Consider the following 22,697-nt stretch of genomic DNA (forward strand, 5'->3'; position numbering starts at 1 on the left):
AAATCGGGCCGCTCAGGCGGCGGTGGCGACTTCGGGGGCCTGCACCGCGTGCGGCGGCAGGACGCGCTCGGTGCGGAGCAGGACGGCCGCGCCCGACACGGCCGCCAGCCCCAGGGCCGCCCACAGCTGCCACGACCCGGCGTCGAGGAGGAAGCCGATCAGCACCGGCGCGAGGCTGCGCGCGAGTGACCAGGAGAGCTGGTAGACCGCGAGGTAGCGGCCTCGCAGGTGCTCGGGGGCGGCCTGCACCGACAGGCTCTGCGCGGGCGCGGAGTGGATCAGTTCGGCGGCCGTGTAGAGGACGGCCACCGCCAGGACCGCGGCGATCGCGAGCGCGCCGGTGACGAGGTGCGGCAGGGCCGCGAAGGCGGCGAAGGCGACCGCGAAGGCCACCGCTCCGAGGGCCGCGCCGCGCGTGCGCCTGCCGCGCGAGGCCAGGCGGGCCGTGGGGACGCCGAGGGCGGCGACCATGGCGGTGTTGACGGCGAACACGGTTCCGGCCAGTGCCTCGGGCACGCCGACGTCGCGGGTGAGGTAGACCGGCAGCGCGATGGACTGGGCTATGTAGCAGAACGCGATCAGGAAGTTCGCGCCGGTGAGCCGCAGGTACGGGCGGTCGGCGAGCACCTGGCGGAACCCGGCGGGGGCGCCGGGCCCCTCGGGTGCGGGAGTTCGCTTCCGCGTGGCGGGGACGCGGACGACCAGGATCGCGGCCGTGGCGAAGACGGCGCCCATCGCGAGGGCGGCGGCGATGAAGCCGCCGGTGCCGTCCACCATGAGCAGGGCCCCGGCGGCCAGGCTGCCGAAGCCCATGCCGCCGTTGCGCAGGCTCCGGTTCCAGGCGAGCAGGCGGTCGCGTTCGGCGCCTTCGGCGAGGTCGCCGATCAGGGCGTGCTGGCTCGGCTGGGAGGTCTGCGCGCCGACCGCGATGATCAGCGCCACGGCGAGGAACGCGAGGTAGGCGTCGGCGATCGGGTAGAGCGCGAAGCCGACCGCGCGCAGGGCGAGCGCGCCGATGAAGACGCGTCGGCCGCTGAAGCGGTCGATGAGGGCGCCCGCCACTGGGGTGAACGCGAGGGCGCCTATCCCGGCGGCGGTGAGGCCGGCGCCGATCGAGAAGAGCGACAGTCCGGTCAGGGCGTGGACGAAGAGCATCGTGAGCGGCACGTAGATGCCGTTGCCGACCGAGTCGACCAGGCTGGCGGCGATGAACCGGCGGCGGGTGCGGGTGGCGTCAGCCGACGTCGAGGCCACCGGACCGCCCCCGCTTGAGTTCGGCGAACTGACTGAACGAGGCGAGCTCGCGGACGGCGCCGAAGAGCCGGACCGCTTCGGGGCCTTTGGGGATCGCGGTGAGGACCGGTCCGAAGTAGGCGACGCCGTCGACGGCGACGATCGGCGTGCCGGACTCCTCGCCGACCGCGTCCTGGCCCGCCTGGTGGCTGGCGCGGAGCGCTTCGTCGGCATCGGTGGTGTGCGCGGCCTCGGCGAGGTCGGCGGGCAGTCCCGTCTCGGCGAGGGCCTCGGCGATGACGGTGTCGTAGTCCTTGTTGCGCTGCGGGTGGATGCGGGTGCCGAGGGCGGTGTAGAGGTCGCGGAGGACCTCGTTGCCGCAGCGCTGCTCGGCGGCGGCGCAGACGCGGGCCGGTCCCCAGGCGCGGTCGTTGAACTCGCGGTACCAGGGTTCGAGTTCGCGGCCCTCGTTGAGGACCGAGAGGCTCATGATGTGAAAATGCAAGTCGATGGGGGTCTGTTGCTCGACTTCGAGGATCCACCGGGAGGTGATCCAGGCGAAGGGGCAGGCGGGGTCGAAGTGGCAGTCGACGCGGGGAACTGATTTATCTTCCATGGAAGATATACTAGCTTCCACGGAAGCTATAATGCAAGTCATGGAACACGATGCCGTCGCCGCCTTCGTCGAGCAGTGGAAACGCGAGCGCCCGGACCTCGATCCGTCGCCGCTGCTGGTGATCGGGCGGCTCTTCCGGGTCACCGAGGCGCTCGACAAGCACCTGCGCCCGCCGTTCGCCGCCGCCGAACTCGGCAACGGCGACTTCGACGTTCTTGCGGCGCTGCGCAGGAGCGGCGAGCCCTACGCGCTCGCGCCGGGCGAGCTGAGCAGGACGATCCTCGTGACGACGGGGGCGATCACCAAGCGCGTCGACCGGCTGGAGGCGCGAGGGCTGGTCACCAGGGCAGTGACCGAGGCGGACGCGCGCGGGCGAGTGGTCACGCTGACCGAGAGCGGCCGCGCTCTGACGGACGAGCTCATGGCCGCCCATCTGGAGAACCAGCGCGGGCTGTTGGGCGCTCTGAGCGAGAAGGAGCAAGAGCGGTTGGCCGAGTTGCTGGGGCGCCTCGCGCGGTCCCTCGACGACTGAGGGAGCGTGCGACCACCGGGGTCAGCGGGTCTGGGATTCGCGGAGCGTGACGGTGACTCGCTCGCCGGTGAAGGGCGTCTCGGGATCGACGAGCCACTCGGGCTCGGGCCACCACCGCGCGCCGGTCCAGGACTGGGTGATGACGGCGACCGGTTCGCCGTCCGCGGCGACCTCCCACTGCCGTTCGCCGCCGGGAATGGACGGGAGCAGACCGGTCTCCGGGATGTCGCGGCCGCTGGGCGGGCGGGGCTTCGAGGATCTTATCTGGACAGGAGGGACCCGTGGGGTCCTGCGGAGCGGGCTAATGCGGTTGACCTGCACTGAGGACGGTGCTTGGATTCGAGCCATGCCTTCCGGTGGTCAACTGCTGGCGTTCATCGTCACCTCCCTCATCGTCATCCTCATCCCCGGCCCGAGCGTCATGTTCGTCATCGGACGCGCGCTCTCCTACGGGCGGCGCAAGGCCGTGCTGACCGCGCTCGGCAACGCCCTCGGCGTGCTCACCGCCGCCTCGCTCGTCGCCGTCGGCCTCGGCGCGGTCGTCCAGCAGTCGGCGCTGGCGTTCGCCGTCGTCAAGTACGCCGGTGCCGCCTATCTGGTCTATCTGGGCGTCAGGGCGCTGCGCGACCGCAAGAGCACGCTCAAGATGACCGGCGAGGAGGACTCCGGGCGCGCCGCGCTGCCGGTCTTCGAGGGCTTCCTCGTCGGGCTCCTGAACCCGAAGGCGATCCTGTTCTTCCTGGCGATCCTGCCGCAGTTCGTCGACACCGACGCCGGTTCGGCGACGCTCCAGATGCTGGCGCTCGGCGGGATCTTCGCGGCGCTCGCGGCCGCCTGCGACTCGGTGTGGAGCTTCGCGGCCGCCGCCGCCCGCGACATGCTGCGCGCCCCGCGGCCCCAGCGGGTGCTCGCGCGCGTCGGCGGCTGCTCACTGATCGGACTCGGCGTGGCTGCGGCGGCCGGGGAGCGCGCCTAAGCTGGCGGGGAACACGATTGGAGCGCCTTGATATGAGCGATACGCCGCAGAGCATCTTCCCCGCCGAGGTCCTCGAGAAGTTCGCCGGGCTCGGCGTCGACCTCGACGCGCTGTTCTCGGCCGGGGCGCTCGGTGAGCGGATGGGCATCGAGATCCTGCACGCCGCGCCCGAGCGCGTCACCGGGACGATGCCGGTCGAGGGCAACACCCAGCCGTACGGGCTGCTGCACGGCGGCGCCTCGGCGGTCCTGGCCGAGACGCTCGGGTCGATCGGGGCGATGCTCCACGGCGGCCCGCGGCGGATCGCCGTGGGCGTGGACCTCAACGTGACCCACCACCGGGCCGCGCGTTCGGGCACGGTCACCGGCGAGGCCGTGCCGATCCACCGCGGGCGCTCGACGGCGACCTACGAGATCGTGGTCTTGGACGAGGAGGGCCGCCGCGTGTGCACCGGCCGGCTCACCTGCCTGATCCGCGACGCGCCGCCGCGGGAGGCATAGAGCCGGCCGGTGTGCCGTCAGGACTGGAGCCGCCTGCCCCACAGGGCCAGGCCCATCGCGACGACCAGCATGGCCGCGAGCGTCCACGCCAGGGCGGCGAAGCCGTGGTGCGCGGCGGCCGAGGCCACCGGCGGCCCGACCGTGGCGCCGACGTAGAAGCTGAACATGGCCACCGAGGAGGCGCCCGCGCGATGCTCGCCGCCGAGCTCTCCGGCGCTCTGGAGCGCCGCCGGGGCGGCGACGCCCAGGCCGCCGACCAGGACGGCCAGGAGGATCGCGAGCGCCACGAGGTGCTCGCCGGTGAACGCGGCGGCGACCATCGCCGCCGTCGCCACGGCCACGCCGAGGGCTATCTGCGTCGGCTTCGCCAGGCGGCCCAGCGGGACCGCGAGCAGCGGCAGGGCGATCATGACCGGGAGGGCGCTGGCGCGCAGGGCCAGCAGCGGCCCGGGGCCGTCGACCACGCCGACCAGTTCGATGCCGGTGTAGACGCCGACCATCGCGGCCATCGCGAGCGCTCCGGCGCCCAGGATCGGCAGGAGCGTGCGGATGCGCAGGACGCCGATGGCGGCGGCGTAGCCGTCGACCAGGCGGGTGCCGGTGGCCGGGCGGTCGTCGAGCATGGTCCGGCGCAGCGCGAACGCCACGAGGACGAAGGCGGCGGCCGAGCCGGTGAAGACCCAGCGCCAGTCGGCGAAGGCGGTCACGGCCTGCGAGGCGATCTGGCCGATGACGGTGGCGGCCAGGAACGAGGTGGCCACCGCGGTGAGGACGACGCCGCGCCGCCGGGGCTCCATGCGGGTGGTGATGTAGGCGGTCAGCGCGGGGGGGATCGAGCCGATGATGAGGCCTTGCGCGACGCGCAGGGGGATGGCGGTCGCCAGCGACGGCGCCAGACCGGTCAACAGTGTGACCACCGCTGCGGCGATCATGCCGGTGACCAGGACGCGGCGCTGTCCGAAGCGGTCGGCCAGGGGGCCGAAGAGGACGAAGCCGCCCGCGTAGCCGAACGCGAAGGCGCTGACGATCCAGGTCATGGCGGCCGCGGTGGCGTTCCAGTCGGATTCCATGGCCGTGAACAGCGGAATCGGTGTGTACATCTGCCCGGTGGCGAGCAGTGCGGCGAAGACGAAGACGGGGAGGGTGCGGGCGATCGGCGCGTAGCCCGGTCCGATTCGGACCGGCATCTGCGCGGGGACATCGCGTGGGATGGTGTGGGTGTCGGTTGCCATGCGTTCGAAGATAGGGCCGCGCCAAGATCATTGTCAACTAAATAGTTGGTTTATCTTCTGGTAATCTGGATCTCATGTCACCGCAGGAGACGAAACGCAGCGACGCCACGCGCCGGGCGCTCATGTGCGCCGCGCGCGACGAGTTCGCCGAGCACGGCCTCGCCGGGGCGCGCGTCGACCGCATCGCCGAGGCCGCGGGCGTCAACAAGGAGCGCATCTACGGCCTGTTCGGCAGCAAGGACAAGCTCTTCGACGCCGTCCTGATCGACGCGATGCAGGAGTTCACCGAGGTGGTGGATCCGCTGAGCGCCTACGCCGACACCGCCGCGTTCGTCGAGCAGCTCTTCGACTACCACCGCGGGCATCCGCAGCTGCTCAGGCTGATGGCCTGGGAGGCGCTGCACCGCGGCGCCGACGCCCACGACATCGACGGCTGGCGCGACCGTCATTACCGCCGCAAGCTCGAACTGGCCATGGCCATGCACGGCACCGACGACCCGTTCAGGGCGGGCCTGACGATGCTCATCCTGTGCGGCATCCCGAACTGGGTCAACCTGATGCCGCAGGTCAGGCATCTGCTGCTGGGCGAGCGGGCCGATGATGCGGAGGCGATCAAGGCGTTCCTGTCCGCGTTCGCCGAGCGGGCGTTCACTTCGCCAGCCGACCACCCGGTCAATGGTTTGACCGATGCGGCGGAGACCGATCCGGTGGAGGCGGCGGCGGAGCGGCTGCGGCGGGCGCAGGCCGAGGCGGACGCGGCGCGCGCCGAACTGGGGGCGGCCATGCGCGCGGCCCACGCCGAGGGCACCAGCGCCAACCAGCTCGCCAAGCGCGTCACCGGGACGGTCTCGCGCCCGGTGGTGCTGAAGCTGTTGGCCGAATGATCCGGCGCCGTCCCGAGCGCGGCGGCTGCCCGCTCGCTGCGTTGGCGGCCCCGCGGCAGTGCCGATTTACGGCTCGCCGAGAGGGCGGAGGGCGGTCGCAGTATGGGGTGGCAACCGGGCTGCCTGACCACCCGGCGTTGGCGCGGAGCGAGCGCGGTCTCGGGCGACGGGCGGGCCGACCGGGCCGGATACGGCCCGGTCGGGGTCAGCGGACCTCAGGTGCGGAGCAACCCGTTCATGGTGCCGTAGTCGACGCCGTCCGCGACCTCGTCGTAGGAGTCGCCCTCCAGCATGCCGACCGCGGCGCGCCTGGCCAGCGCGTACGCGGCGGCCGCGACGGACGGGCCGAGGCTGATGCGGGCCACGCCGAGCCGGTCCAGCTCCGAAGGCGCCGGAGCGCCCGGCCCGGCCAGGACGTTGAGCGGCGCGTCGATCGCCTTGACCAGCGCGGCGATCGTCTCCGCGTCGGACACTCCCGGCACGAAGATCCCGTCGGCCCCGGCTTTCAGGTACGTCGTGGCGCGGGCCACCGTCGCGGAGAACTGGGCGGCCTTCTCACTGGCGCCGCGGAGGTAGATGTCGATGCGGGCGTTGATGTAGCAGTCGGCTCCGGCGCCGTGGCGGACGGCCGCGATCCGCTCAGATTGTTCGCCGAAACTGCGCAGCACGGCCGCGTCGGTGGGATCCGAGTCCTCTATGTTGACGCCGACCGCACCGGCGTCGGCCACCGCGGCGGCGGTCTCGGCGACATCACTCGGCCGCTCCCCGTAACCGGACTCGATGTCGGCGGTCACCGGCACGTCCACCGCCCTCGCGATGCGGGCGATCGCGTCCACGGCCGCCTGGCGGTCGAGCGCGTCCCCGTCGGGGAAGCCAAGGCTCCACGCCACGCCCGCGCTCGTGGTGGCGACGGCGGGCGCGCCCGCCGCCTCGATGACCGCCGCGCTGGCGGCGTCCCAGCAGTTCGGGAGCCGGAGCGCGGGCGTGGCGTGGAGCGCGCGGAACCGCTGCGCCTTCTCGTTCATCATGTTCCCCAGTCAATCAGTTGCGCCCGGCGGCGACCGGCCACCGGGCGACATGGACGTCAGGTGCGGCTGACGATCTCCAGCAGGACCTGGCCGAGCTCGGTCGGCTTGGTGAACTGCGGCCAGTGGCCGGTGGGCAGGTCGACGTACTCGACGTCCTTGATCGCCGCGACCTCGCGGACGAACGGGGCGCCCTGGTCGATCCACTCCAGGATCATCTTGCTGGGGATCTCGCAGGAGATGATCGTGGTCGGCACGTCGCGGCGGCGCTCGGAGGTGAACGAGCTGCGGTCGTAGGCGACGCCCACGGCCTCGGGGATCGACAGCGCCCGGAACCGCTCGCGCAGCTCGTCGTCGAGGTCGACGAGGTCCTCGTCCTCGAAGAAGCCCCAGTCCGGCAGCGGCAGCTCGCCGTCGACGATGGGGATCTCGTCGTTGATGACCGAGCCTTCGGGCATGGGCGCGGCGTCGACGTAGACGACGCGCGCGACCTTGTCCGGCCGGGCGTCGCTGGCGAGCTGCGCGATCGCGCCGCCGCCGGAGTGGCCGACGAGCACGACCGGCTCCTCGGCCTCGTCGATGGCGGCGACGACGAAGTCCGCGTGGTCCTTCAGGCCGATGCCCGCGCGGTCGGCGTCCTTCGACTCCTTGCCGGGCAGGGTGAGCGCGCGGACGCGGTGGCCCGCCTGTTCGAGCGGCGGCGTGACCGCGCTCCAGGTGGAGCCGTCGAGCCAGAGACCGGGAATCATGATGATGTCCATGGTTCGGAAGGTAGCCGACCTCTCCGACAATTTCCGGGATCCGGTTCAGGCCCGGGCCGAGCGGAGCGTCATCACGGTGATGTCCGAGGGCGCGCCGACGCGCAGCGGCGGGCCGTTGGTGCCCGCGCCGTTCGTGACGTACAGCCTCGTGTCGCCGTAGCGGCCCATGCCGCTGATCTGGCCGTCGCGGACGCGGGTGGCGAGGTGGACCGGCCACATCTGGCCGCCGTGGGTGTGGCCCGAGAGCTGGAGGTCGACGCCCCAGTCCACGGCCCGCTCGATCGCGCGGGGCTGGTGGGCCATGAGGACCGAGGCGCGGGCCGGGTCGCGGTCGCCCAGTGCCGCCTCGAAGTCGGGGCCGATCTCGTCTTCCATGTGGCGCTGCTCGACGATGAGGTCGTTGATGCCCGCGAGATCGAAGCCGGGCAGCTCGACGCGCGTGTTCGGCAGCGGGATCATGCCGAGCTCCTCGACGCGCTCGTACCACTGGTCCGCGCCGACGTAGTGCTCGGCGTTGCCCGCCACGAAATAGGCGCCGTCGCGGGCCGCGAGGCCGGCGAGGGGCTCGGTGGCCTCGCGCAGCTGGTCCGCCTCGCCGCTGGCGAGGTCGCCGACGAAGGCGATGAGGTCGGCCTGGGCGCGGTTGATCTGGTCGACGACTCTGGCGCAGTAGCCGGCGCCGCGGATGGCCGAGAAGTGGGTGTCGCCGACGACGGCGATCCGGTAGCCGTCGAACTCGCGGCCCAGCCGCGCGATCGGGACGCTCACCGGCTTCAGGCTCGGGGTGCGGTAGGCGGCGGCGAGGCCGTACCCGGTGGTGGCTGTCGCGGCGACCGCAGCGGTCACGCCGATCGCCCGCGAGACGACCTGGCGCCGCGTGGGTCCGGCCGGTTCCGGCTCGTCTTCTTCAGGCGCTTCGGCCGGTTTGCGGCGCAGCAGCCACCAGCGGAGCGGTTCGGCCACCGCCAGCAGGCCGAGGAGGTACAGGAACGCGCCGAACCACACCAGGCCCGGCCAGCCGACCAGTTCCTGGAGCCGCAAGGGGACCGATGAGGGGACGAGGAAGCGGGCCGCGAGTCCGAAGGCGGCGAGGACGGCCAGCGCGACCGCGCCGATGCGCCGCCAGCGCGAGCCGGGCGCGGTGGTGTCGCGGAACAGCCGCCACCACAGGTACAGGTGCAGCACGGCGAAGCCGACGGTGACGGCCAGGAACCGCACCGTGAACCAGAAGAGCTCCATCCGGGACGGCTACCGGCCGGCCAGGGCGCCGCCGTTGACCTGCACGATCTGGGCGGTGACGTGGCCCGCCGCGGGCTCGGACAGCCAGAAGGCGAGCTCGGCGACGTCGGCGGGGGTCCCGGCGCGCTTGTTGAGCGTGCGATCGATCAGTCCGGCGCGGCGCTCCTCGGTCATGGAGTCGCCGAAGAACTCCGTGGCCTCGGTGTAGCCGGGGGCGATCACGTTCGCGGTGACGCCCCTGGGCCCCAGATGCCGCGACAGGTCGACCGCGTAGGGATGCAGCGCGGCCTTGGCGGCACCGTAGCTGCCGTTGCCCGAGCCCATGAAGGCCGCGATGGAGCTGAACAGGAGGAGTCTGCCGTGGTCGGCGAGGATCGGCTTGACCGCCTCGACGAGGTGTACGGCGGTCATGACGTTCATCCGCAGGGTCTGGGTCCAGTCCCAGGAGACCGCGTCGAGGGCGTCGCCTCCTTCCGGCGCGGGCCTCCGCTCGATGCCTCCGGCGCAGGCGGCCACGATGTCGACGCCGCCGTACTCGTCGGCCAGGAAGTCGGCGACGCGGCGGCCGCCCTCGGGCTCGCCGAGGTCGGCGACGACGTAGGCGGCGCCCTCGCCGAGCCGCGCCGCCGAGGCGCGCAGGACGTCCTCGCGGCGGCCGGTGATGACCACCCGATCGCCCGCGGCGGCGAACCGCTCGGCGACGGCGTAGCCGATGCCGGTCCCTCCACCGCTGATCACCGCTGTGCGTGGCATGGGCGAACCTCCTCCTCGGGCCATTGATCCGCGCCGACTCTAGCGCGGCCGTCGGCGGACCGATCGGGGCGCCTTCGGCGCTGTGCGGTCTGATCGCCTCCGGCTCCGTTCGACCTGGATGGGTGTCCGCGGCGGGCGGGGAACGCGTGCCGGGTCGGCCGCAAAATGGCGTCCCGATGGGCGATACGCCAGGTCAGCTACCCGAATCGACCTAGACTCGAGGAATGAGCCCGCGGGTTCCCAGCGAGTCGGCCCTGAAGCCGGGCACGGCCGTGCCGCCCTGGGTGCGGCTGCTGCCGGTCGTGGCGCTCGCGCTCGCCGTGCTCTTTCAGGTCTCCTCCCCCGATCCGGCCCTGGTGGGACTCCCGACGGCGATCGTGCCCCTGTTGGCGGCGTTCATCCTCGGCCCGGGCGGGACGGCGGTCATCGCCGGGATCGTGATGGCCCTGGTGTTCACGCCGGTGCTGCAGTCCGACGACCTCGACACGGGGGACGCGTTCGCCATCGCCCTCGTCTGGGCCACCGGTGTGGGGGTGGCGTGGGTGCGCCAGCGGTTCCGGGCGCGGCTGGTGACCGTCGAGAGCGTCGCCGGGGCCGCCCAGCGCGCGGCCGTACCGGAGCTGCGCGATCGCGTCGACGACTTGGCCTGCGCCGGGCTGTACCGCTCCGCGCAGCAGGGCGCGCGCGTCGGGGGCGATCTGTTCGACATCCGCCCCAGCCCGTTCGGCACGCGGATGATCCTCGGTGACGTGCAGGGGCACGGGCTGCCCGCGGTGAGCACCGCCGCGATGCTGCTGTCGTCCTTCCACGAGGCGATCCTCGACGAGCCCGACCTCGAGCGCATCGCCGCGCGCCTGGAGCGGCGCATCGTGGTCGACGCCGACCAGGGGTACATCCCGGAGCTGTTCGCCTCGGTGCTGCTCGTCGAGTTCCCCGCGGAGGCCGACGAGATGCGGCTGCTCTCGTGCGGGCATCCGCCGCCGCTGATGCTGCGCGTCGACCGGATCGAGGAGGTCGACCTCAAGCCGAGGCCGGTGCTCGGTCTGCGACTCGAAGCGAGCGGGGGCGTCCCGCCCGTCGTGACGGTCCCGTTCCAGCCCGACGAGGTGCTGCTGGCCTATTCGGACGGGGTGAGCGAGGCGCGCGACGCGGACGGGCAGTACTACCCGCTGGCGCAGCACCTCAACGGCATGGTGGCGCCGCCTTCGCCCGGTCAGCTCATCGACTTCGTCTGGGACGACCTCAGCCGCTTCGCGGCGAGGCTCGACGACGACGTGAGTCTCCTGGCGGTCACGCGGGTAGAGCGAGCCGAAGAAACGCAACCCTATAGCCTATAAGATATATGACTACAGAGCGTAGGCTATAACCCATAAGGATGTTATAGGTTATAAGACTGATCGACTGTACGAGTGGGGAGGCCGCACAGCCGTCCAATCCTCCGCGCAGTGGTGGCCTCCTCCAGGCGGGACTCGGAGGCGCCTCATGACGATCTACACGGCCAGCGGCCGGGCGGCTCTCTCCAGGCGGGACTCAGAGCGGCTCGCGGTCAGCGGCCCGCGGCGGAGCGGCGTGGCATTTCCATTATCTGCGCGGTGGCCACTTGGCGGCGTATACGTTCGGCCGGCGCCGCGGGAACCTCTTCGAGAAATTCTTCGCGCTCGCTGTCGATTCGGGCCCCGCCCGTTCGACATGGGGGTGAACGGCGATCTTCACACCACAGAGAGCAGGAAAGCATCATGCGCACACTCATCGTCACCGCGTTCGTGTCCGTCGACGGCGTCATGGAGGCCCCCGGCGGCGAGCCCGGCTACAGGAACACCGGCTGGACCTTCAAGCACATCGAGTTCGACGAGGCCGCCTACGAGATCAAGGGGCGCGAGAAGGAGGAGGCCGCCGCCCTGCTGGTGGGCCGCCGCTCCTACGAGGCGTTCGCGCCCGTCTGGCCCTCGATGGAGGAGTTCGCGGAGTACAACGCCATGCCGCGCTACGTCGTCTCCACCACCTTGGAGAACGACGACCCGCGGTGGCCGGCCACCGTGCTGCGCTCGGTCGACGACGTCGCCGCGCTCAAGGAGGCCGAGGGCGGTCCGATCATCGTGCACGGCAGCGCAGAGCTCGGGCGGAGCCTGGCGGAGGCGGGATTGGTCGACCGCTACCACCTGCTCGTCTTTCCACTGCTCCTCGGGGCGGGCAAGCGCCTGTTCAGCGAGGCCGACAAAGACGCCGTGAAGCTGCGCCTCACCGAGCACGAGACCTATGCGAACGGCATCCAGAAGCAGGTCTTCGACGTCGTCCGCTGAGGGCGCACTCCTCTGTTGCGCAGGCGCGTCGGGCGCCCTTGCCTCGCCGCGCTTGGGCGCGACAGGGGCGGCCGGTGGAGAGGGTGGCCCTCGCCGCCCTTGGCGTGCGACCGCCTGGTCCGCAGGCGTGTGGGGCGGCGGACACCCCGACCGAGACCGGCACCGCGGTCGAGGCCTGGTCCGCAGGCGCGTCGGACGGCTGTCAGGGGTCGGCCAAGCCGTCGATCACGGTGAAGGCCCGCAGGCGTGTGGGGCGGCCGCGGCCGCCCACACGCCTTTCGCGTTCGTCCGGCAGGCCCGTGCGGTGACCCTCGCGGCGGCCGCGGGCGTGCTCAGGAAGGCGCTTCTCTCCTCTCCGGGCGGCGGCCGCGTGGGAGCGGTACAGGTCAGGTTGTTCTTCAAGCCGTTAGTCAATCCTTTAGACGATGGGTGTTCACAAAAGTTCGATCTTGTGGAAGCATCGACATTGCTCGATCACAACCCCCGAGAAGGAGACGACGATGTCATCCCCGAGACCGAGAAGAAAACGCATACTCGCCTCGGCGAGCGCAGCGGGCCTCGCCTTGGCGGCCGCGGCGGCGCCGGCACTGGCCGAGCAGGCTCCGGCGGCCGCGCAGGAGACCGCCGACTCGGCCGTCGTCATCGGCATCGACCCCTCGTACCAGCAGCCCGAGTTCGAGGGCTGGGGCACGAGCCTGGTCTGGATGGCCAACGCCACCGGCGGCTACCCCGACGAGATTCGCGAGCGACTGGTCGACATGGTCTTCGGCGAGGAGGGCCTCAACCTCAACATCGCCCGCTACAACGTCGGCGGCGGCAACGCCCCGGACATCGACTCGTCCTATATGAAGGACGGCGCGGACATGCCGGGCTGGTGGGCCGCCCCCGAGGGCGTCACCCACGAGGACAAGGACTGGTGGGACCCCGAGAACCCCGACCACTGGAACTGGGACGCCGACGCGAACCAGCGCTGGTGGATCGACCAGATCAAGGACGACGTCACCCACTGGGAGGCGTTCAGCAACTCCCCGCCGTACTTCCAGACCGTCTCCGGCTACGTCTCCGGCGGCTTCGACGCGAGCGACGAGCAGATCCGCGCCGACACCGTCGACGAGTTCGCGATCTACATGACCGAGGTCATGGAGCACCTCGAAGACGCGCACGGCATCGAGTTCGACACCGTCAACCCGCTCAACGAGCCGAACACCGACTACTGGGGCACCACGCTCGGCCCCGACGGCGTCCAGCCGGTCGGCGGCCGCCAGGAGGGCGCGCACGCCGGTCCCGAGCTCCAGCAGCTCGTCATCCAGGCGCTGGCCGAGCAGCTCGAGGACGCCGACACCGACGCGGTCGTCTCGGCGATGGACGAGACGAACCCGGGCACGTTCACCGCGAACTGGAACGCCTACACCGACGAGTCCCGCGCGGTCGTGGAGCAGATGAACGTCCACACCTACGGCACCGGGAACCGCACCAGCGTGCGCGACCTCGCCAAGGGCGGCGACAAGCCGCTGTGGATGAGCGAGGTCGGCGGCAGCTGGCACTCCCCCACCGACTACGAGACCATGGACGAGGGGCTCGGCATCGCCGACCGGATCACCGACGACCTGCGCGAGCTGGAGCCCTCCGCGTGGGTCTTCTGGCAGCCGATCGAGGACACGATCCCGCAGCAGGAGGGCGGCGGCAACTGGGGCAGCATCCACATCCCGTTCGACTGCACGGCCGAGGACACCCTGGAGACCTGCCCGATCCAGACCAACACCAAGTACGACGCGGTCCGCAACTTCACGCACTACATCGAGCCCGGCGACCACATGGTCAAGGTGGACGACATCGACACCGTGGCGGCGGTCAAGGACTCCGAGGACGCGGCGGTCGTGGTGTACACCAACCACTCCGCCGACTCGCGCGCCGTGACGCTCGACCTGTCGAAGTTCGGCGGCGTCGACTCGGGCGCGACCGTGACGCCGGTGGTCACCAGCGCCGACGGCGCCCTGGTCGAGGGCGAGCCGGTCCGCGCCGAGGGCACCTCGCCGACGCTGACCGTCCCGGGCGAGTCGGTGACGACGTTCCTGATCGACGGCGTCTCCGGCGTCGCCGAGGACGCCGCGCTGGCCCAGGACGGCCACGTCTACCGCATCGAGGGCGTGCAGAGCGGCAAGTCCCTCGCGCCGGACGCCGAGGGCGCCGGCACGGTCATCGCCACCACCGATCCTTCGAGCCTTGAGCAGCTGTGGGAGGTGGAGCAGCTGACCGAGGGCCACGGCAACCGCGAGCACTTCGCGGTGGTCAACGTGGACACCGGGCAGCGGCTGGCGGTGCGCGAGGACGACAGTCTCGTGCTCGAAGACGCCGGAGGCGACCCCGACGCGGGCGCGCGGTGGATGATGTCCACGACCGGCGACGGGACGTGGACGTTCGTGAACGTCGGCACCGGCAGGCTCATCGACGTGGGCGGCCAGGCGACCGAGGACGGCTCCCCGGTGGCGACGTACACGCCGACCTCGGGCGCGAACCAGCGCTGGGCGGTGATCGACGAGACCGTGCAGGACCTTCTGGACGTCGAGGCGTACACCGTGCCGGGCCTGGCGCCCGAGCTGCCCGAGACGGTCACGCCGGTCTATCGCGACGGGCCGCGGGGCGAGCTGGCCGTGACGTGGAAGCACACGGGCCACGGCAAGTGGAAGAGGCCGGGAACGGTCGAGGTCAAGGGCACGGCGTACGACGTGCTCGGCGACAAGCACAAGGTGACCGCCGTGGTCACCGTGGACACCTTCAGTTCGACCGAGCCCGCGAGCGCGAAGACCTATGTGGGCGGTGAGCCGGACCTGCCGGAGGCCGTGACGGCGATCGGCGACCACGGCGGCCGCGTCGCCATGCCGGTGACGTGGGAGGAGGCGCCGGAGGGCGCCTTCGACGAGCTCGGCACGGTGACGCTGTCGGGCACGGCGCACGTGGTCGACGGCAGCACCGTCCCGGCGGTGGTCGAGGTCGAGGTGACCGAGCCGGTCGAGGTCAACGCGGCGATGGACGACGGCGTCACCACGGCGGCGACGTTCACCGAGGACGGCTACTCGACCGAGCGGCTGCGCAACGGGAACCTGAGCGACAAGGCGTGGTCGAACTGGGTGTCCGGCGACAAGCGCACCGAGGACGCGATCACGTTCACGCTCCCGGCCGAGCGGGACGTGACGCGCGTGGTCGCCTACTTCTACAGCGACGGCGGCCGGGCGAGCTACGCCGACACGATGCAGGTCCAGTACCTGGCCGAGGACGGCACCTGGGTGGACGCCGGGGAGCCGGTGGCGGTCGGCACCGACCCCTCGCCGGTCGTGGACGTCGCCGTCGACGCCCGCACCTCGGCGGTGCGCGTCCAGATGTCGGTCGGCGAGGTCGGCTGGATCACGATGAGCGAGATCGAGGTCTACGCCAAGGCCCCGAGCGCCTGACGAGGGAACGAGGCCCGGCCCGCCGCTCATGTCGAGCGGCGGGCCGGGCCCCGCGCTCGCTCTCAGGCCTGGGCGGTCGGCATGATGACGAGCCGCGGGAGGTTCACGCGCGGCGGCTGGGCCGCGAGGAACGCGACGGACTCGGCCACATCGGACGACTCGAGCACCTCGATGGACGCGATGGCGCCCTCGATCCACTCGTTGGCCCCCGGGTCGGTGACGTGGTCCTTGATCTCCGTCATGGTCATCCCCGGCTCGACCACCGAGACGCGGACGCCCTTGGAGCCGAGGTCGGCGCGCAGGTTCTTCGACAGGTGCGACACGAACGCCTTGGTGCCGCCGTAGACGCCGAACGACGGGAAGACCTCCGTCCCGCCGATCGAGGAGGTGTTGACCAGGTCGGCGACGCCGCGCTCGGCCGCGGCGGCGACGAGCTGCGGGGTGAAGGCGCCGATGACGTTCATCAGGCCGGTGACGTTGAGGTCGACCATCCGCTGCCACTGGTCGACGCGGCGCTCGGTGATCGGCGCGGGCAGCATGACGCCGGCGTTGTTGAACAGCAGGTCGGCGGCACCGAACTCGGCGGCGACGCGCTCGGCCGCGGCCTCGACCGCCGCCGCGTCGGTGACGTCGACGGGCACGGCGAGCGCGGTGCCGCCGACCTTGGCGATGCGCTCGACGAGCTCGTCGAGGCGGTCGGCGCGGCGCGCGAGCACGGCGACCTTGGCGCCGCGGGCGGCCAGGAGTTCGGCGGTGGCCTCGCCGATCCCGCTGGAGGCCCCTGTGACGACGGCGGTGCGGCCTTCGAGCGTCGCGGTGATGGTGTCGGAGGACATGGTGTTTCCCTTCGGTTTCGGGTGACTGCATCGATCAAAGCACCGATGAGCGGCCGAAACCGCCGCTAAAAAGGCCCTGCGCCGACTGGTACTGCCAGGGCCACCCAGGGCGCGGCGGCCTTCGCGGGGTGCGGTCACAATTGGGGCATGGACCGAGGTTCCGAGATCGCCGATTTCCTGCGCACGAGGCGCGCCCGCGTGACGCCCGACCAGGCGGGACTGCCCGACGACCGCCGCGTCCGGCGCGTGCCGGGCCTGCGCCGCGACGAGGTGGCGCGGCTGGCCAACGTGAGCACCGAGTACTACACGCGGCTCGAACAGGGCCGGGGCGGCAACCCTTCACCCGAGGTGCTCGACGCGTTGGCTTCGGCGCTGCGGCTCGACGATTCCGAGCGCGCGCACCTGGTGGACCTGTGCGGGCGCAAGGCGGCCAGGCGCTCGCGGCCCGTCGCGCAGCGGGTGCGCCAGGGGCTGCTGCTGACCCTCCAGAGCCTCGAGAGCGTTCCGGCCTTCGTCATCGGGCACCGCATGGACGTGCTGGCCGTCAACCGCCTGGGCCGCGAGGTGATCGCCGATTTCGACGCCATGCCCGCCGCCGAGCGCAACATCGCCCGCTTCACGCTGCTGAACCCCGCGGCGCGCGAACGGATCGCGGACTGGGAGCAGGCCGGGGCCGACACCGTCGCGGTGCTGCGGTTCCAGGCCGGGCGTCACCCCGGCGACCGGCAGCTGGCCGACCTGGTCGGGGAGCTGACCGTCCGCTGCCCCGAATTCAGTGGCTGGTGGAACGACCACCACGTGCTGCGCCGCACGCACGGCGTCAAGCGCTACCGGCACCCGGTCGTGGGCGACATGGAGTTCAACTACGAGTCGTTCGAGGTGCCGGGCGACCCCGAGCAGGCCCTGTGCGTCTACAACGTCGAGCCCGGCTCGGCCAGCGCCGAGGCGCTGCGGCTGCTCGGCAGCTGGACGAGCCCGCGTGCCGAGGTCGCTCCGGAGCCGCGCGCATAGGAGTCGTCGGTGCCGCGCGGTACCTTGGCGGCCATGACCGAGCGATACACGGTACGGCAGTTCAGCGAGTCCGAGGGGGCCGACGACTGGCGGGTCCTCGGCGACGGCGCGTGCGCCTATTTCAGGACCGGGTCGATCGCGGCGGGGGCGCGGCTGCTGGACGCGATCGCGGCGCTCGACGGCACGGGGCCGCGGCGCCCAGACGTCGACGTGCGGTCCGACGGCGTGACCGTCCGGATCATCACGATGACCGACGACTACTACGGTCTGACGAAAGAGGACCTGGAGCTCGCGCGGCGGATCTCGGCGGCGGCGCGCGGGCTCGGCTTCGCCGCCGATCCGTCGGCGGTGCAGACGATCCAGGTCTCGATCGACGCGCTCGTCCACGCCGACGTCGTCCCGTTCTGGCGCGCCGTCCTCGGGTATGAGCAGCGCGGGCCGGACGACCTGGTCGACCGGTACGGGCGCGGTTCGCCGTTCTGGTTCCAGCAGATGGACGAGCCGCGCCCGCAGCGCAGCCGGACGCACGTAGACGTGTGGGTGCCGCACGATCAGGCCGAGGCGCGCATCGCGGCGGCGATCGCCGCGGGCGGGCGCCTGGTGACCGACGCGCACGCGCCCGAGTGGTGGGTCCTGGCCGATCCGGAGGGCAACGAGGTCTGCGTCGCCACGACGCTGAGCCGCGGCTGAGCGGGCCCGCGCCTCAGGCGTGTTCGGCTATGGCGGCCTTGATGACGCGGTGGTGGGCCTCGGCCTCGGCGGTGCCGTCGTCGAGGCCGGTCAGGACGAGCATGGCCTTCCAGACCGCCCAGCCCCGGGCCCTGGCCCAGGTGGCGTCGTCGGCGTCCACGCCGCGGCGGAAGGCCTCGCGGCCGGCGCCTTCGAACGTCGTCCAGGCGATCACGAGGTCGCAGGAGGGGTCGCCGACGCCGCTGGTGCCGAAGTCGATGACCGCCGCCAGTTCGCCGCCTTTGACAAGGAGGTTGCCGTGGGCGATGTCGCCGTGGAACCAGACCGGCGGCCCCTGCCGGGCGGCGCCGAGGGCGGCCTCCCAGACCGAGCGGGCCCCATCGGTGTCGATCCGGCCCTCCAGCGCCTTCAGGTCCCGTCGGACCTCGTGGTCGTAGTGGCGCAGCGGGGTGCCGCGGTAGAAGCTGTGCTCGCCGCCCGCGGGGCCGCCGGTCGGGTCGATGCGCTGCAGGGCGGTCACGAACGCGGCCACCTGCGCGGCGAACGCGGGCAGGTCGCCGATGCGGTCGGCGCGGGCGGTCTCGCCGTCGATCCAGCGGCGGACCGCCCACGGATGCGGGTATTCGGCGGTGGGCTCGCCGATGCCGAGCGGCACGGGGATCGCGACGGGCAGGTGCGGGGCGAGGACCGGCAGCCACCGGTGCTCCTTCTCGACGGCGAGCGCGTAGGCCGCGGCCGTGGGCAGCCGCACCGTCATGTCCTCGCCGAGGCGGTAGGTGCGGTTGTCCCAGCCGTCGATCGCGACCGGCCGCACCGGCAGGTCGGCCCACTGCGGGAACTGGGCGGCGATCAGCCGCTCGACCAGGGCCGCGTCGATCCCGGCCCGGCCGTCGGCGTGCCGTGCGTCGTCCATCGGGACAGTCTGGCGGCGGCGGTGCCGCGCGGCAAGGGGTTTTGTCAGGCGTCGACCGTGTTCTCCTGCATGGTCAGGACGGTCTTGCCGCGCGAGTTGCCCGCCCGCGAGCGCTCCAGCGCGGCGGGGGCCCTCTCCAGCGGCGCCTTGAAGTCGATGCGGACCTTCAGCTCGCCGCCCGCCACCGCTTCGGCGAGGGCGGCGAGGGTCTCGGGGGTCGCCTTGGCGTACAGGTTGGCGCCGTGCAGGCCGCGCTCGGCGATCGCGTCGACGTCGACGGCGCCGTTGGCGCTGACGATGGTGCCGCCGGGCCTGAGCACGTCGGCGACGCGGCCGGTGTCGGCGGGGCCGGAGACGAGGTCGACGACCGCGTCGATCCCGTCGGGGTGAGCGGCGAGCACCTGGTCGACGGTCGGGGCCTCGGTGAAGTCGACGATCTCGGTGGCGCCGATCTCGCGGAGGTAGGCGGCGGTGGCCGGGTCGGTGGTGGCGATGACGTCCGCGCCCTTGGCGGCGGCCACCTGCACGGCCGCCTGGCCGACGCCGCCGGAGGCGCCGTTGACGAGGACGATCTGCCCGGCGGCGACCTCGGTGGCGGCGACGAAGTCGTGGGCTCCGGCGCCCGCGGTGGGCAGCGCGGCGGCGAGGTCGAACGGGAGCGTCGTCGGCAGGAGCGCGAGCTTGCCTTCGGCGGGGGCGAGGGCGAACTCGGCATAGGAGCCGCGGCCGCGCTCGACGTCCATGAACTGGCCGAAGACGCGGTCGCCCGCCGCCAGGCCGGTGACGCCGGGGCCGACCCTCTCGACGACTCCGGCGCCGTCCGAGCCGAGGACCAGCGGGAAGGCGTGCTCGACGACGCCCCGCAGCGCGCCGTCGACGACCTTCCAGTCGAACGGGTTGACCCCGGCGGCCTCGAGGCGGACGAGGACCTCGCCCGGCCCCGGTTCGGCGACGGGCAGCTCGGCCAGTTCGGGTTCGGTGTCGAAGTCGGTGGCTATGACGGCGCGCACGTCGTGCTCCTTCGGTCGCGGTTCGGCGGGCGGTGCGATTGTCTCGCGGTTCCGCCCCGGCGGTGCCGGGTTCCCCGGTTCGGACGGTACCCGCGGGGGCGGCGGTTATGCGGCGCGGCCGCCTTCATGCGCCTCGCGGGTCAGGAACGCCAGGCGGGCGCGCTTGCCGGGCAGTTCGATCTCGGGACCGAGCGCGAAGCCGGTGCGGCGCAGGCGGGCGCGGGCCTGCTCGTTGCGCGCGTCGGGTTCGACGACGATCCGCCGGTGCGCGGGATCGGCGAAGAGATAGGCCGCCAGCACCGACACCAGCGCGGCGGTGAATCCGGCCTGGGCGCCGCCGCGGTCGGGCCTGGCGACCAGGAGGTGGGTGCCGATGTCGCCGGGGAGCACCTCGTAGCGCTCCCCCACCGGGTCGGCGTCCGGCTCGTAGGTCTGGAACAGGGCGATCGGCGCTCCGTCGCGCAGGACGAGGAAGGCGTGGTGGGTGGCCAGCGAGTCGAGGTACTCGTAGATCTCCAGGACGCGTTCGCGGCTCGCCTCCAGCATGCCCCAGAACCTGGCGCGGTCCTCGGTGACCCAGCCGTGGATCAGGTCGATGTCGGCCTTCGGGTCGACCGGGACGATGCGGACGCGGCCGAAGCCGGGCACGGTCTGCTCATGGACGGCGGCGCGCTCGGCGGGGCCGGTGGCGTGGTCGGTCATGGGGGACTCCTCGTTCAGGTCGTTCCAGTCGGTGGTGACGGGGATGAGCTCGCCCGCGCTCCACAGCGGCAGCTGGTCGCGGGCGTGCGGGTGGCCGGGCTCGCCCGCGGCCCCGAGGGGGACGATCCAGCGGCTGCGGGAGCGGTCGGCGAGGTCCCAGACCCAGCGGGCGGCCGGGCCTCTGGCGAACGTGTCGGTGGTGCCGGGGACGCTGGTGGTCGACAGGACGCAGTCGTGGTCGCCGGGGAGGCCGGGCCAGGTCTCGCCGGGGGGCGAGAGCCAGGGAGCGAGGCGGTGGCGCTCGCCCCAGGGGGTGAGGCCGCTGTCGGGGGCGGTGGCCTCGACGGCGGCGCGGACGGCGTCGGCGAGGTCGGCGGCGGGGATCGGGCCGTCGTGGGAGAGGAGGTGTTCGAGGGCGAAGGCGATGCGGGGCCGCAGCGCGAGCCAGGGCGCGAACAGCTCGGGATAGGGGGACGGCTCGGCCAGGGGGGCGAGCGCCGGGTGCTCGGCGAGGCGGCGGACGACGGCCGCGCGCAGGGCGGCGTAGTCGGCGGCTTCGGCGCTGGCCGCGTCCATGCGGCGGTCCCAGGCGAGGAGCCGCTTGCGCAGGGCCGCGGCGGTGCAGCTGAGGCCGTCGAGCGCGGCGAGGGCGTCCAGGAGCGGCCCGGCCGAGGGCAGGAGCGCATCGGTGTGGACGGTGCCCACGGTCTCGGCGGTCCAGGCGCGGGAGGCGGTGAGCAGCTGGGCGATGCGCCTGGCGCGGTGGGGCGGGGCGAACTCGACGCCGAGCGGGGCTGAGGGTCCGGCCTGGTTGGCCATGACGGTGACGGGACGGATGGCGCCGCGGGGCGGCTCGTGCCAGCCGTGCCAGGCGTGCCGGGCCTTCCAGGCGGGCACGGGGCGGAGCAGGTTCGCCTTGTCGCGCACGGGGACGCGCCCGGCGACGCGGTGGAGGTGCCCGCCGGCGGTGTCGGCGGCGAGGACGACGTTGACCGGCGTGACCCACTCGTCCAGGGCGGCGTCCACGTCGTCGACGGTCCAGGCGCGCAAGAGCTTCGGCAGGGCGCCGAAGCCGAGGTCGTTGCGGGCGCGGACGGGGCAGCGCAGGCTCAGCGCCCAGCCGTCGTCGAGGCCGCCCGCGATGACGGGTCCGCGCGGCGTCTCGAGGACGTCGACGGTCTCGCTCGATTCGCCCGCGACCTCGATCGTCTCGGTGCGGGCGTCGGCGGTCTCCCAGCCGTCGGGGCCGAGCGCTTCGATGCGGTCGCCATTGTGGCGCAGGCGTTCCCAGTACAGGTCGGTGGTGTCGGCCATGGCGTTGGTGATGCCCCAGGCCACGCCGCCGGTGTGTCCGAAGTGGGCGATTCCGGGGACGCCGGGCACGGCGAGGCCGACCACGTCGAACTCGTCGCAGGAGAGGCGGATCTGCTGGTAGATGCCCGGTTCTTCGATGTGGCGGTGCGGGTCGCCCGCGAGCAGCGACCGGCCGGAGGCGGTGCGTTCGCCGGTGAGGAGCCAGCCGTTGCTGCCCGAGCGGTCGGACCCGTCGGTGGCGAACAGGGCGATCGCGTCCTCGCCGAGGTGGACGGCGAGGCGCTCGCGCCACAGCTTGGCGGGGAATCCGGCGCCGAACAGCAGGTGCTCGGAGAGCCAGACCGCCAGCGGCGTCCACGGCTCCCATCGCAGCCCCAGGGAGTTGACGCCGTCGACGTAGGCGGCGGTCCAGGCGGCGGTGCCGTGGTCGAGCGCGGCGAAGCAGCGCCGGGCGGTGTCGGCGATGCGGGCCTGGCGCGCGAAGCGGTCCCAGTCGAGGGCCTCGCGGCCGAATCGCGCGGCCGCGGTGCCCTCGGCGTGGCGGCGCAGCGCCTCGATCTGCTCGGCCCGGTCGGCGGCGGCGCCTCGGCCCTGGGCGAAGGCCAGGGCGCGGGCCGTGCGGGCCCGCAGATGCGGGATGCCCCATGCGTCCCTGTAGCTCGCGAACTCCATACCGCCGCACCCTCCTTGGTTAGGGTAGTCTAACCTAACCAGAAATGCC

Annotated in this window: 21 protein-coding genes; 9 read left to right on the forward strand and 12 right to left on the reverse strand. The window is 72.5% G+C overall.

Annotated features, from left to right (window positions below; translation table 11 throughout):
• Nucleotides 1-12: 12 nt before the first annotated feature.
• Nucleotides 13-1,254 carry an MFS transporter gene (locus H613_RS23525; protein ID WP_035735416.1) on the reverse strand — a complete coding sequence of 414 codons (1,242 nt, stop codon included), beginning with the start codon at nucleotides 1,252-1,254 and terminating at the stop codon, nucleotides 13-15.
• A complete protein-coding gene (locus H613_RS0100280) occupies nucleotides 1,235-1,849 on the reverse strand; it encodes a mycothiol-dependent nitroreductase Rv2466c family protein (RefSeq protein ID WP_026922200.1) in 615 nt (204 codons plus the stop codon). Before H613_RS0100280 ends, H613_RS23525 begins: the two co-directional genes overlap by 20 nt.
• 40 nt (nucleotides 1,850-1,889) lie before the next feature.
• Here H613_RS0100280 and H613_RS0100285 point away from each other — a divergent pair, with 40 nt between their 5' ends.
• Nucleotides 1,890-2,381: a MarR family winged helix-turn-helix transcriptional regulator gene (locus H613_RS0100285; RefSeq protein WP_026922201.1), complete on the forward strand. Its 492-nt coding sequence runs from the start codon at nucleotides 1,890-1,892 to the stop codon at nucleotides 2,379-2,381.
• Between the two features lie 21 nt (nucleotides 2,382-2,402).
• Here H613_RS0100285 and H613_RS0100290 read toward each other — a convergent pair whose 3' ends face one another.
• On the reverse strand, nucleotides 2,403-2,729 hold the full coding sequence (locus H613_RS0100290; RefSeq protein WP_156925746.1) for a hypothetical protein: 327 nt from the start codon (nucleotides 2,727-2,729) through the stop codon (nucleotides 2,403-2,405).
• Between H613_RS0100290 and H613_RS0100295 the strand changes: the two genes are divergently transcribed.
• Together H613_RS0100295 and H613_RS0100300 are read left to right on the forward strand one after the other, a co-directional pair.
• Nucleotides 2,728-3,357 (forward strand): LysE family translocator, encoded by a 630-nt coding sequence (locus tag H613_RS0100295; RefSeq protein WP_026922203.1) that lies wholly within the window; start codon nucleotides 2,728-2,730, stop codon nucleotides 3,355-3,357. The two genes, H613_RS0100290 and H613_RS0100295, sit on opposite strands and share 2 nt — an antisense overlap.
• Nucleotides 3,358-3,389: 32 nt before the next feature.
• Nucleotides 3,390-3,857: a PaaI family thioesterase gene (locus H613_RS0100300; protein WP_026922204.1), complete on the forward strand. Its 468-nt coding sequence runs from the start codon at nucleotides 3,390-3,392 to the stop codon at nucleotides 3,855-3,857.
• 17 nt (nucleotides 3,858-3,874) lie between these two features.
• Here H613_RS0100300 and H613_RS0100305 read toward each other — a convergent pair whose 3' ends face one another.
• On the reverse strand, nucleotides 3,875-5,089 hold the full coding sequence (locus H613_RS0100305) for an MFS transporter (RefSeq protein ID WP_026922205.1): 1,215 nt from the start codon (nucleotides 5,087-5,089) through the stop codon (nucleotides 3,875-3,877).
• Between the two features lie 74 nt (nucleotides 5,090-5,163).
• Between H613_RS0100305 and H613_RS23530 the strand changes: the two genes are divergently transcribed.
• Nucleotides 5,164-5,973 (forward strand): TetR/AcrR family transcriptional regulator, encoded by an 810-nt coding sequence (locus tag H613_RS23530; RefSeq protein WP_035735419.1) that lies wholly within the window; start codon nucleotides 5,164-5,166, stop codon nucleotides 5,971-5,973.
• Between the two features lie 215 nt (nucleotides 5,974-6,188).
• Here H613_RS23530 and H613_RS0100315 read toward each other — a convergent pair whose 3' ends face one another.
• From H613_RS0100315 to H613_RS0100330, 4 genes are read right to left on the reverse strand one after another with little or no spacing between them, the layout of a single operon-like run.
• Nucleotides 6,189-7,001, reverse strand: a complete 813-nt coding sequence (locus H613_RS0100315; protein ID WP_211234644.1) for an isocitrate lyase/PEP mutase family protein — start codon at nucleotides 6,999-7,001, stop codon at nucleotides 6,189-6,191.
• Nucleotides 7,002-7,057: 56 nt separating this feature from the next.
• Nucleotides 7,058-7,759 (reverse strand): alpha/beta fold hydrolase, encoded by a 702-nt coding sequence (locus tag H613_RS0100320; RefSeq protein WP_026922207.1) that lies wholly within the window; start codon nucleotides 7,757-7,759, stop codon nucleotides 7,058-7,060.
• Nucleotides 7,760-7,804: 45 nt separating this feature from the next.
• Entirely contained in the window at nucleotides 7,805-8,998 is a 1,194-nt protein-coding gene (locus H613_RS0100325) for a metallophosphoesterase (protein WP_051392755.1), read from the reverse strand.
• Between the two features lie 9 nt (nucleotides 8,999-9,007).
• Nucleotides 9,008-9,751 (reverse strand): SDR family NAD(P)-dependent oxidoreductase, encoded by a 744-nt coding sequence (locus H613_RS0100330; protein WP_026922209.1) that lies wholly within the window; start codon nucleotides 9,749-9,751, stop codon nucleotides 9,008-9,010.
• Nucleotides 9,752-9,975: 224 nt separating this feature from the next.
• On the opposite strand from H613_RS0100330, the gene H613_RS23535 reads away from it, so the two are divergent.
• From H613_RS23535 to H613_RS23540, 3 genes are all read left to right on the forward strand, one after another.
• Nucleotides 9,976-11,088, forward strand: a complete 1,113-nt coding sequence (locus H613_RS23535) for a PP2C family protein-serine/threonine phosphatase (protein WP_051392756.1) — start codon at nucleotides 9,976-9,978, stop codon at nucleotides 11,086-11,088.
• 399 nt (nucleotides 11,089-11,487) lie between these two features.
• Nucleotides 11,488-12,051 carry a dihydrofolate reductase family protein gene (locus H613_RS0100340; RefSeq protein ID WP_026922210.1) on the forward strand — a complete coding sequence of 188 codons (564 nt, stop codon included), beginning with the start codon at nucleotides 11,488-11,490 and terminating at the stop codon, nucleotides 12,049-12,051.
• A 500-nt stretch (nucleotides 12,052-12,551) separates the two neighbouring features.
• Nucleotides 12,552-15,500, forward strand: coding sequence for an RICIN domain-containing protein (locus H613_RS23540; protein ID WP_084546172.1), 2,949 nt, complete (start codon nucleotides 12,552-12,554; stop codon nucleotides 15,498-15,500).
• A gap of 62 nt (nucleotides 15,501-15,562) precedes the next feature.
• Here the strand turns inward: H613_RS23540 and H613_RS0100350 are convergent, their stop codons facing one another.
• Nucleotides 15,563-16,336, reverse strand: coding sequence for an SDR family oxidoreductase (locus tag H613_RS0100350; RefSeq protein WP_026922211.1), 774 nt, complete (start codon nucleotides 16,334-16,336; stop codon nucleotides 15,563-15,565).
• A 147-nt stretch (nucleotides 16,337-16,483) separates the two neighbouring features.
• Here H613_RS0100350 and H613_RS0100355 point away from each other — a divergent pair, with 147 nt between their 5' ends.
• Nucleotides 16,484-17,347 (forward strand): helix-turn-helix transcriptional regulator, encoded by an 864-nt coding sequence (locus H613_RS0100355; protein ID WP_026922212.1) that lies wholly within the window; start codon nucleotides 16,484-16,486, stop codon nucleotides 17,345-17,347.
• A gap of 33 nt (nucleotides 17,348-17,380) precedes the next feature.
• Nucleotides 17,381-18,037, forward strand: coding sequence for a 4a-hydroxytetrahydrobiopterin dehydratase (locus H613_RS0100360; RefSeq protein WP_026922213.1), 657 nt, complete (start codon nucleotides 17,381-17,383; stop codon nucleotides 18,035-18,037).
• Nucleotides 18,038-18,050: 13 nt separating this feature from the next.
• Here the strand turns inward: H613_RS0100360 and H613_RS0100365 are convergent, their stop codons facing one another.
• The 3 genes from H613_RS0100365 to H613_RS0100375 all read right to left on the reverse strand — a co-directional run bounded on the left by H613_RS0100365 (nucleotide 18,051) and on the right by H613_RS0100375 (nucleotide 22,648).
• Nucleotides 18,051-18,950, reverse strand: a complete 900-nt coding sequence (locus H613_RS0100365) for an aminoglycoside phosphotransferase family protein (protein WP_026922214.1) — start codon at nucleotides 18,948-18,950, stop codon at nucleotides 18,051-18,053.
• Between the two features lie 44 nt (nucleotides 18,951-18,994).
• Nucleotides 18,995-19,960: an NADP-dependent oxidoreductase gene (locus tag H613_RS0100370; protein ID WP_035735422.1), complete on the reverse strand. Its 966-nt coding sequence runs from the start codon at nucleotides 19,958-19,960 to the stop codon at nucleotides 18,995-18,997.
• A gap of 105 nt (nucleotides 19,961-20,065) precedes the next feature.
• Complete coding sequence (locus H613_RS0100375) at nucleotides 20,066-22,648, reverse strand: GNAT family N-acetyltransferase (RefSeq protein ID WP_026922216.1); 2,583 nt, start codon at nucleotides 22,646-22,648, stop codon at nucleotides 20,066-20,068.
• Between the last annotated feature and the right edge of the window lie 49 nt (nucleotides 22,649-22,697).

The sequence above is a fragment of the Glycomyces arizonensis DSM 44726 genome (assembly GCF_000482705.1).
Taxonomy (GTDB): Bacteria; Actinomycetota; Actinomycetes; order Mycobacteriales; family Micromonosporaceae; genus Glycomyces; species Glycomyces arizonensis.

What these genes read in the sequence shown, in the direction of transcription:
- H613_RS0100280 (WP_026922200.1), bottom strand. Translation starts at nt 1,849, where the DNA reads ATGGAAGATAAATCAGTTCCCCGCGTCGACTGCCACTTCGACCCCGCC.
- H613_RS0100285 (WP_026922201.1), top strand. Translation starts at nt 1,890, where the DNA reads ATGGAACACGATGCCGTCGCCGCCTTCGTCGAGCAGTGGAAACGCGAG.
- H613_RS0100295 (WP_026922203.1), top strand. Translation starts at nt 2,728, where the DNA reads ATGCCTTCCGGTGGTCAACTGCTGGCGTTCATCGTCACCTCCCTCATC.
- H613_RS0100290 (WP_156925746.1), bottom strand. Translation starts at nt 2,729, where the DNA reads ATGGCTCGAATCCAAGCACCGTCCTCAGTGCAGGTCAACCGCATTAGC.
- H613_RS0100300 (WP_026922204.1), top strand. Translation starts at nt 3,390, where the DNA reads ATGAGCGATACGCCGCAGAGCATCTTCCCCGCCGAGGTCCTCGAGAAG.
- H613_RS0100305 (WP_026922205.1), bottom strand. Translation starts at nt 5,089, where the DNA reads ATGGCAACCGACACCCACACCATCCCACGCGATGTCCCCGCGCAGATG.
- H613_RS23530 (WP_035735419.1), top strand. Translation starts at nt 5,164, where the DNA reads ATGTCACCGCAGGAGACGAAACGCAGCGACGCCACGCGCCGGGCGCTC.
- H613_RS0100315 (WP_211234644.1), bottom strand. Translation starts at nt 7,001, where the DNA reads ATGATGAACGAGAAGGCGCAGCGGTTCCGCGCGCTCCACGCCACGCCC.
- H613_RS0100320 (WP_026922207.1), bottom strand. Translation starts at nt 7,759, where the DNA reads ATGGACATCATCATGATTCCCGGTCTCTGGCTCGACGGCTCCACCTGG.
- H613_RS0100325 (WP_051392755.1), bottom strand. Translation starts at nt 8,998, where the DNA reads ATGGAGCTCTTCTGGTTCACGGTGCGGTTCCTGGCCGTCACCGTCGGC.
- H613_RS0100330 (WP_026922209.1), bottom strand. Translation starts at nt 9,751, where the DNA reads ATGCCACGCACAGCGGTGATCAGCGGTGGAGGGACCGGCATCGGCTAC.
- H613_RS23535 (WP_051392756.1), top strand. Translation starts at nt 9,976, where the DNA reads ATGAGCCCGCGGGTTCCCAGCGAGTCGGCCCTGAAGCCGGGCACGGCC.
- H613_RS0100340 (WP_026922210.1), top strand. Translation starts at nt 11,488, where the DNA reads ATGCGCACACTCATCGTCACCGCGTTCGTGTCCGTCGACGGCGTCATG.
- H613_RS23540 (WP_084546172.1), top strand. Translation starts at nt 12,552, where the DNA reads ATGTCATCCCCGAGACCGAGAAGAAAACGCATACTCGCCTCGGCGAGC.
- H613_RS0100350 (WP_026922211.1), bottom strand. Translation starts at nt 16,336, where the DNA reads ATGTCCTCCGACACCATCACCGCGACGCTCGAAGGCCGCACCGCCGTC.
- H613_RS0100355 (WP_026922212.1), top strand. Translation starts at nt 16,484, where the DNA reads ATGGACCGAGGTTCCGAGATCGCCGATTTCCTGCGCACGAGGCGCGCC.
- H613_RS0100360 (WP_026922213.1), top strand. Translation starts at nt 17,381, where the DNA reads ATGACCGAGCGATACACGGTACGGCAGTTCAGCGAGTCCGAGGGGGCC.
- H613_RS0100365 (WP_026922214.1), bottom strand. Translation starts at nt 18,950, where the DNA reads ATGGACGACGCACGGCACGCCGACGGCCGGGCCGGGATCGACGCGGCC.
- H613_RS0100375 (WP_026922216.1), bottom strand. Translation starts at nt 22,648, where the DNA reads ATGGAGTTCGCGAGCTACAGGGACGCATGGGGCATCCCGCATCTGCGG.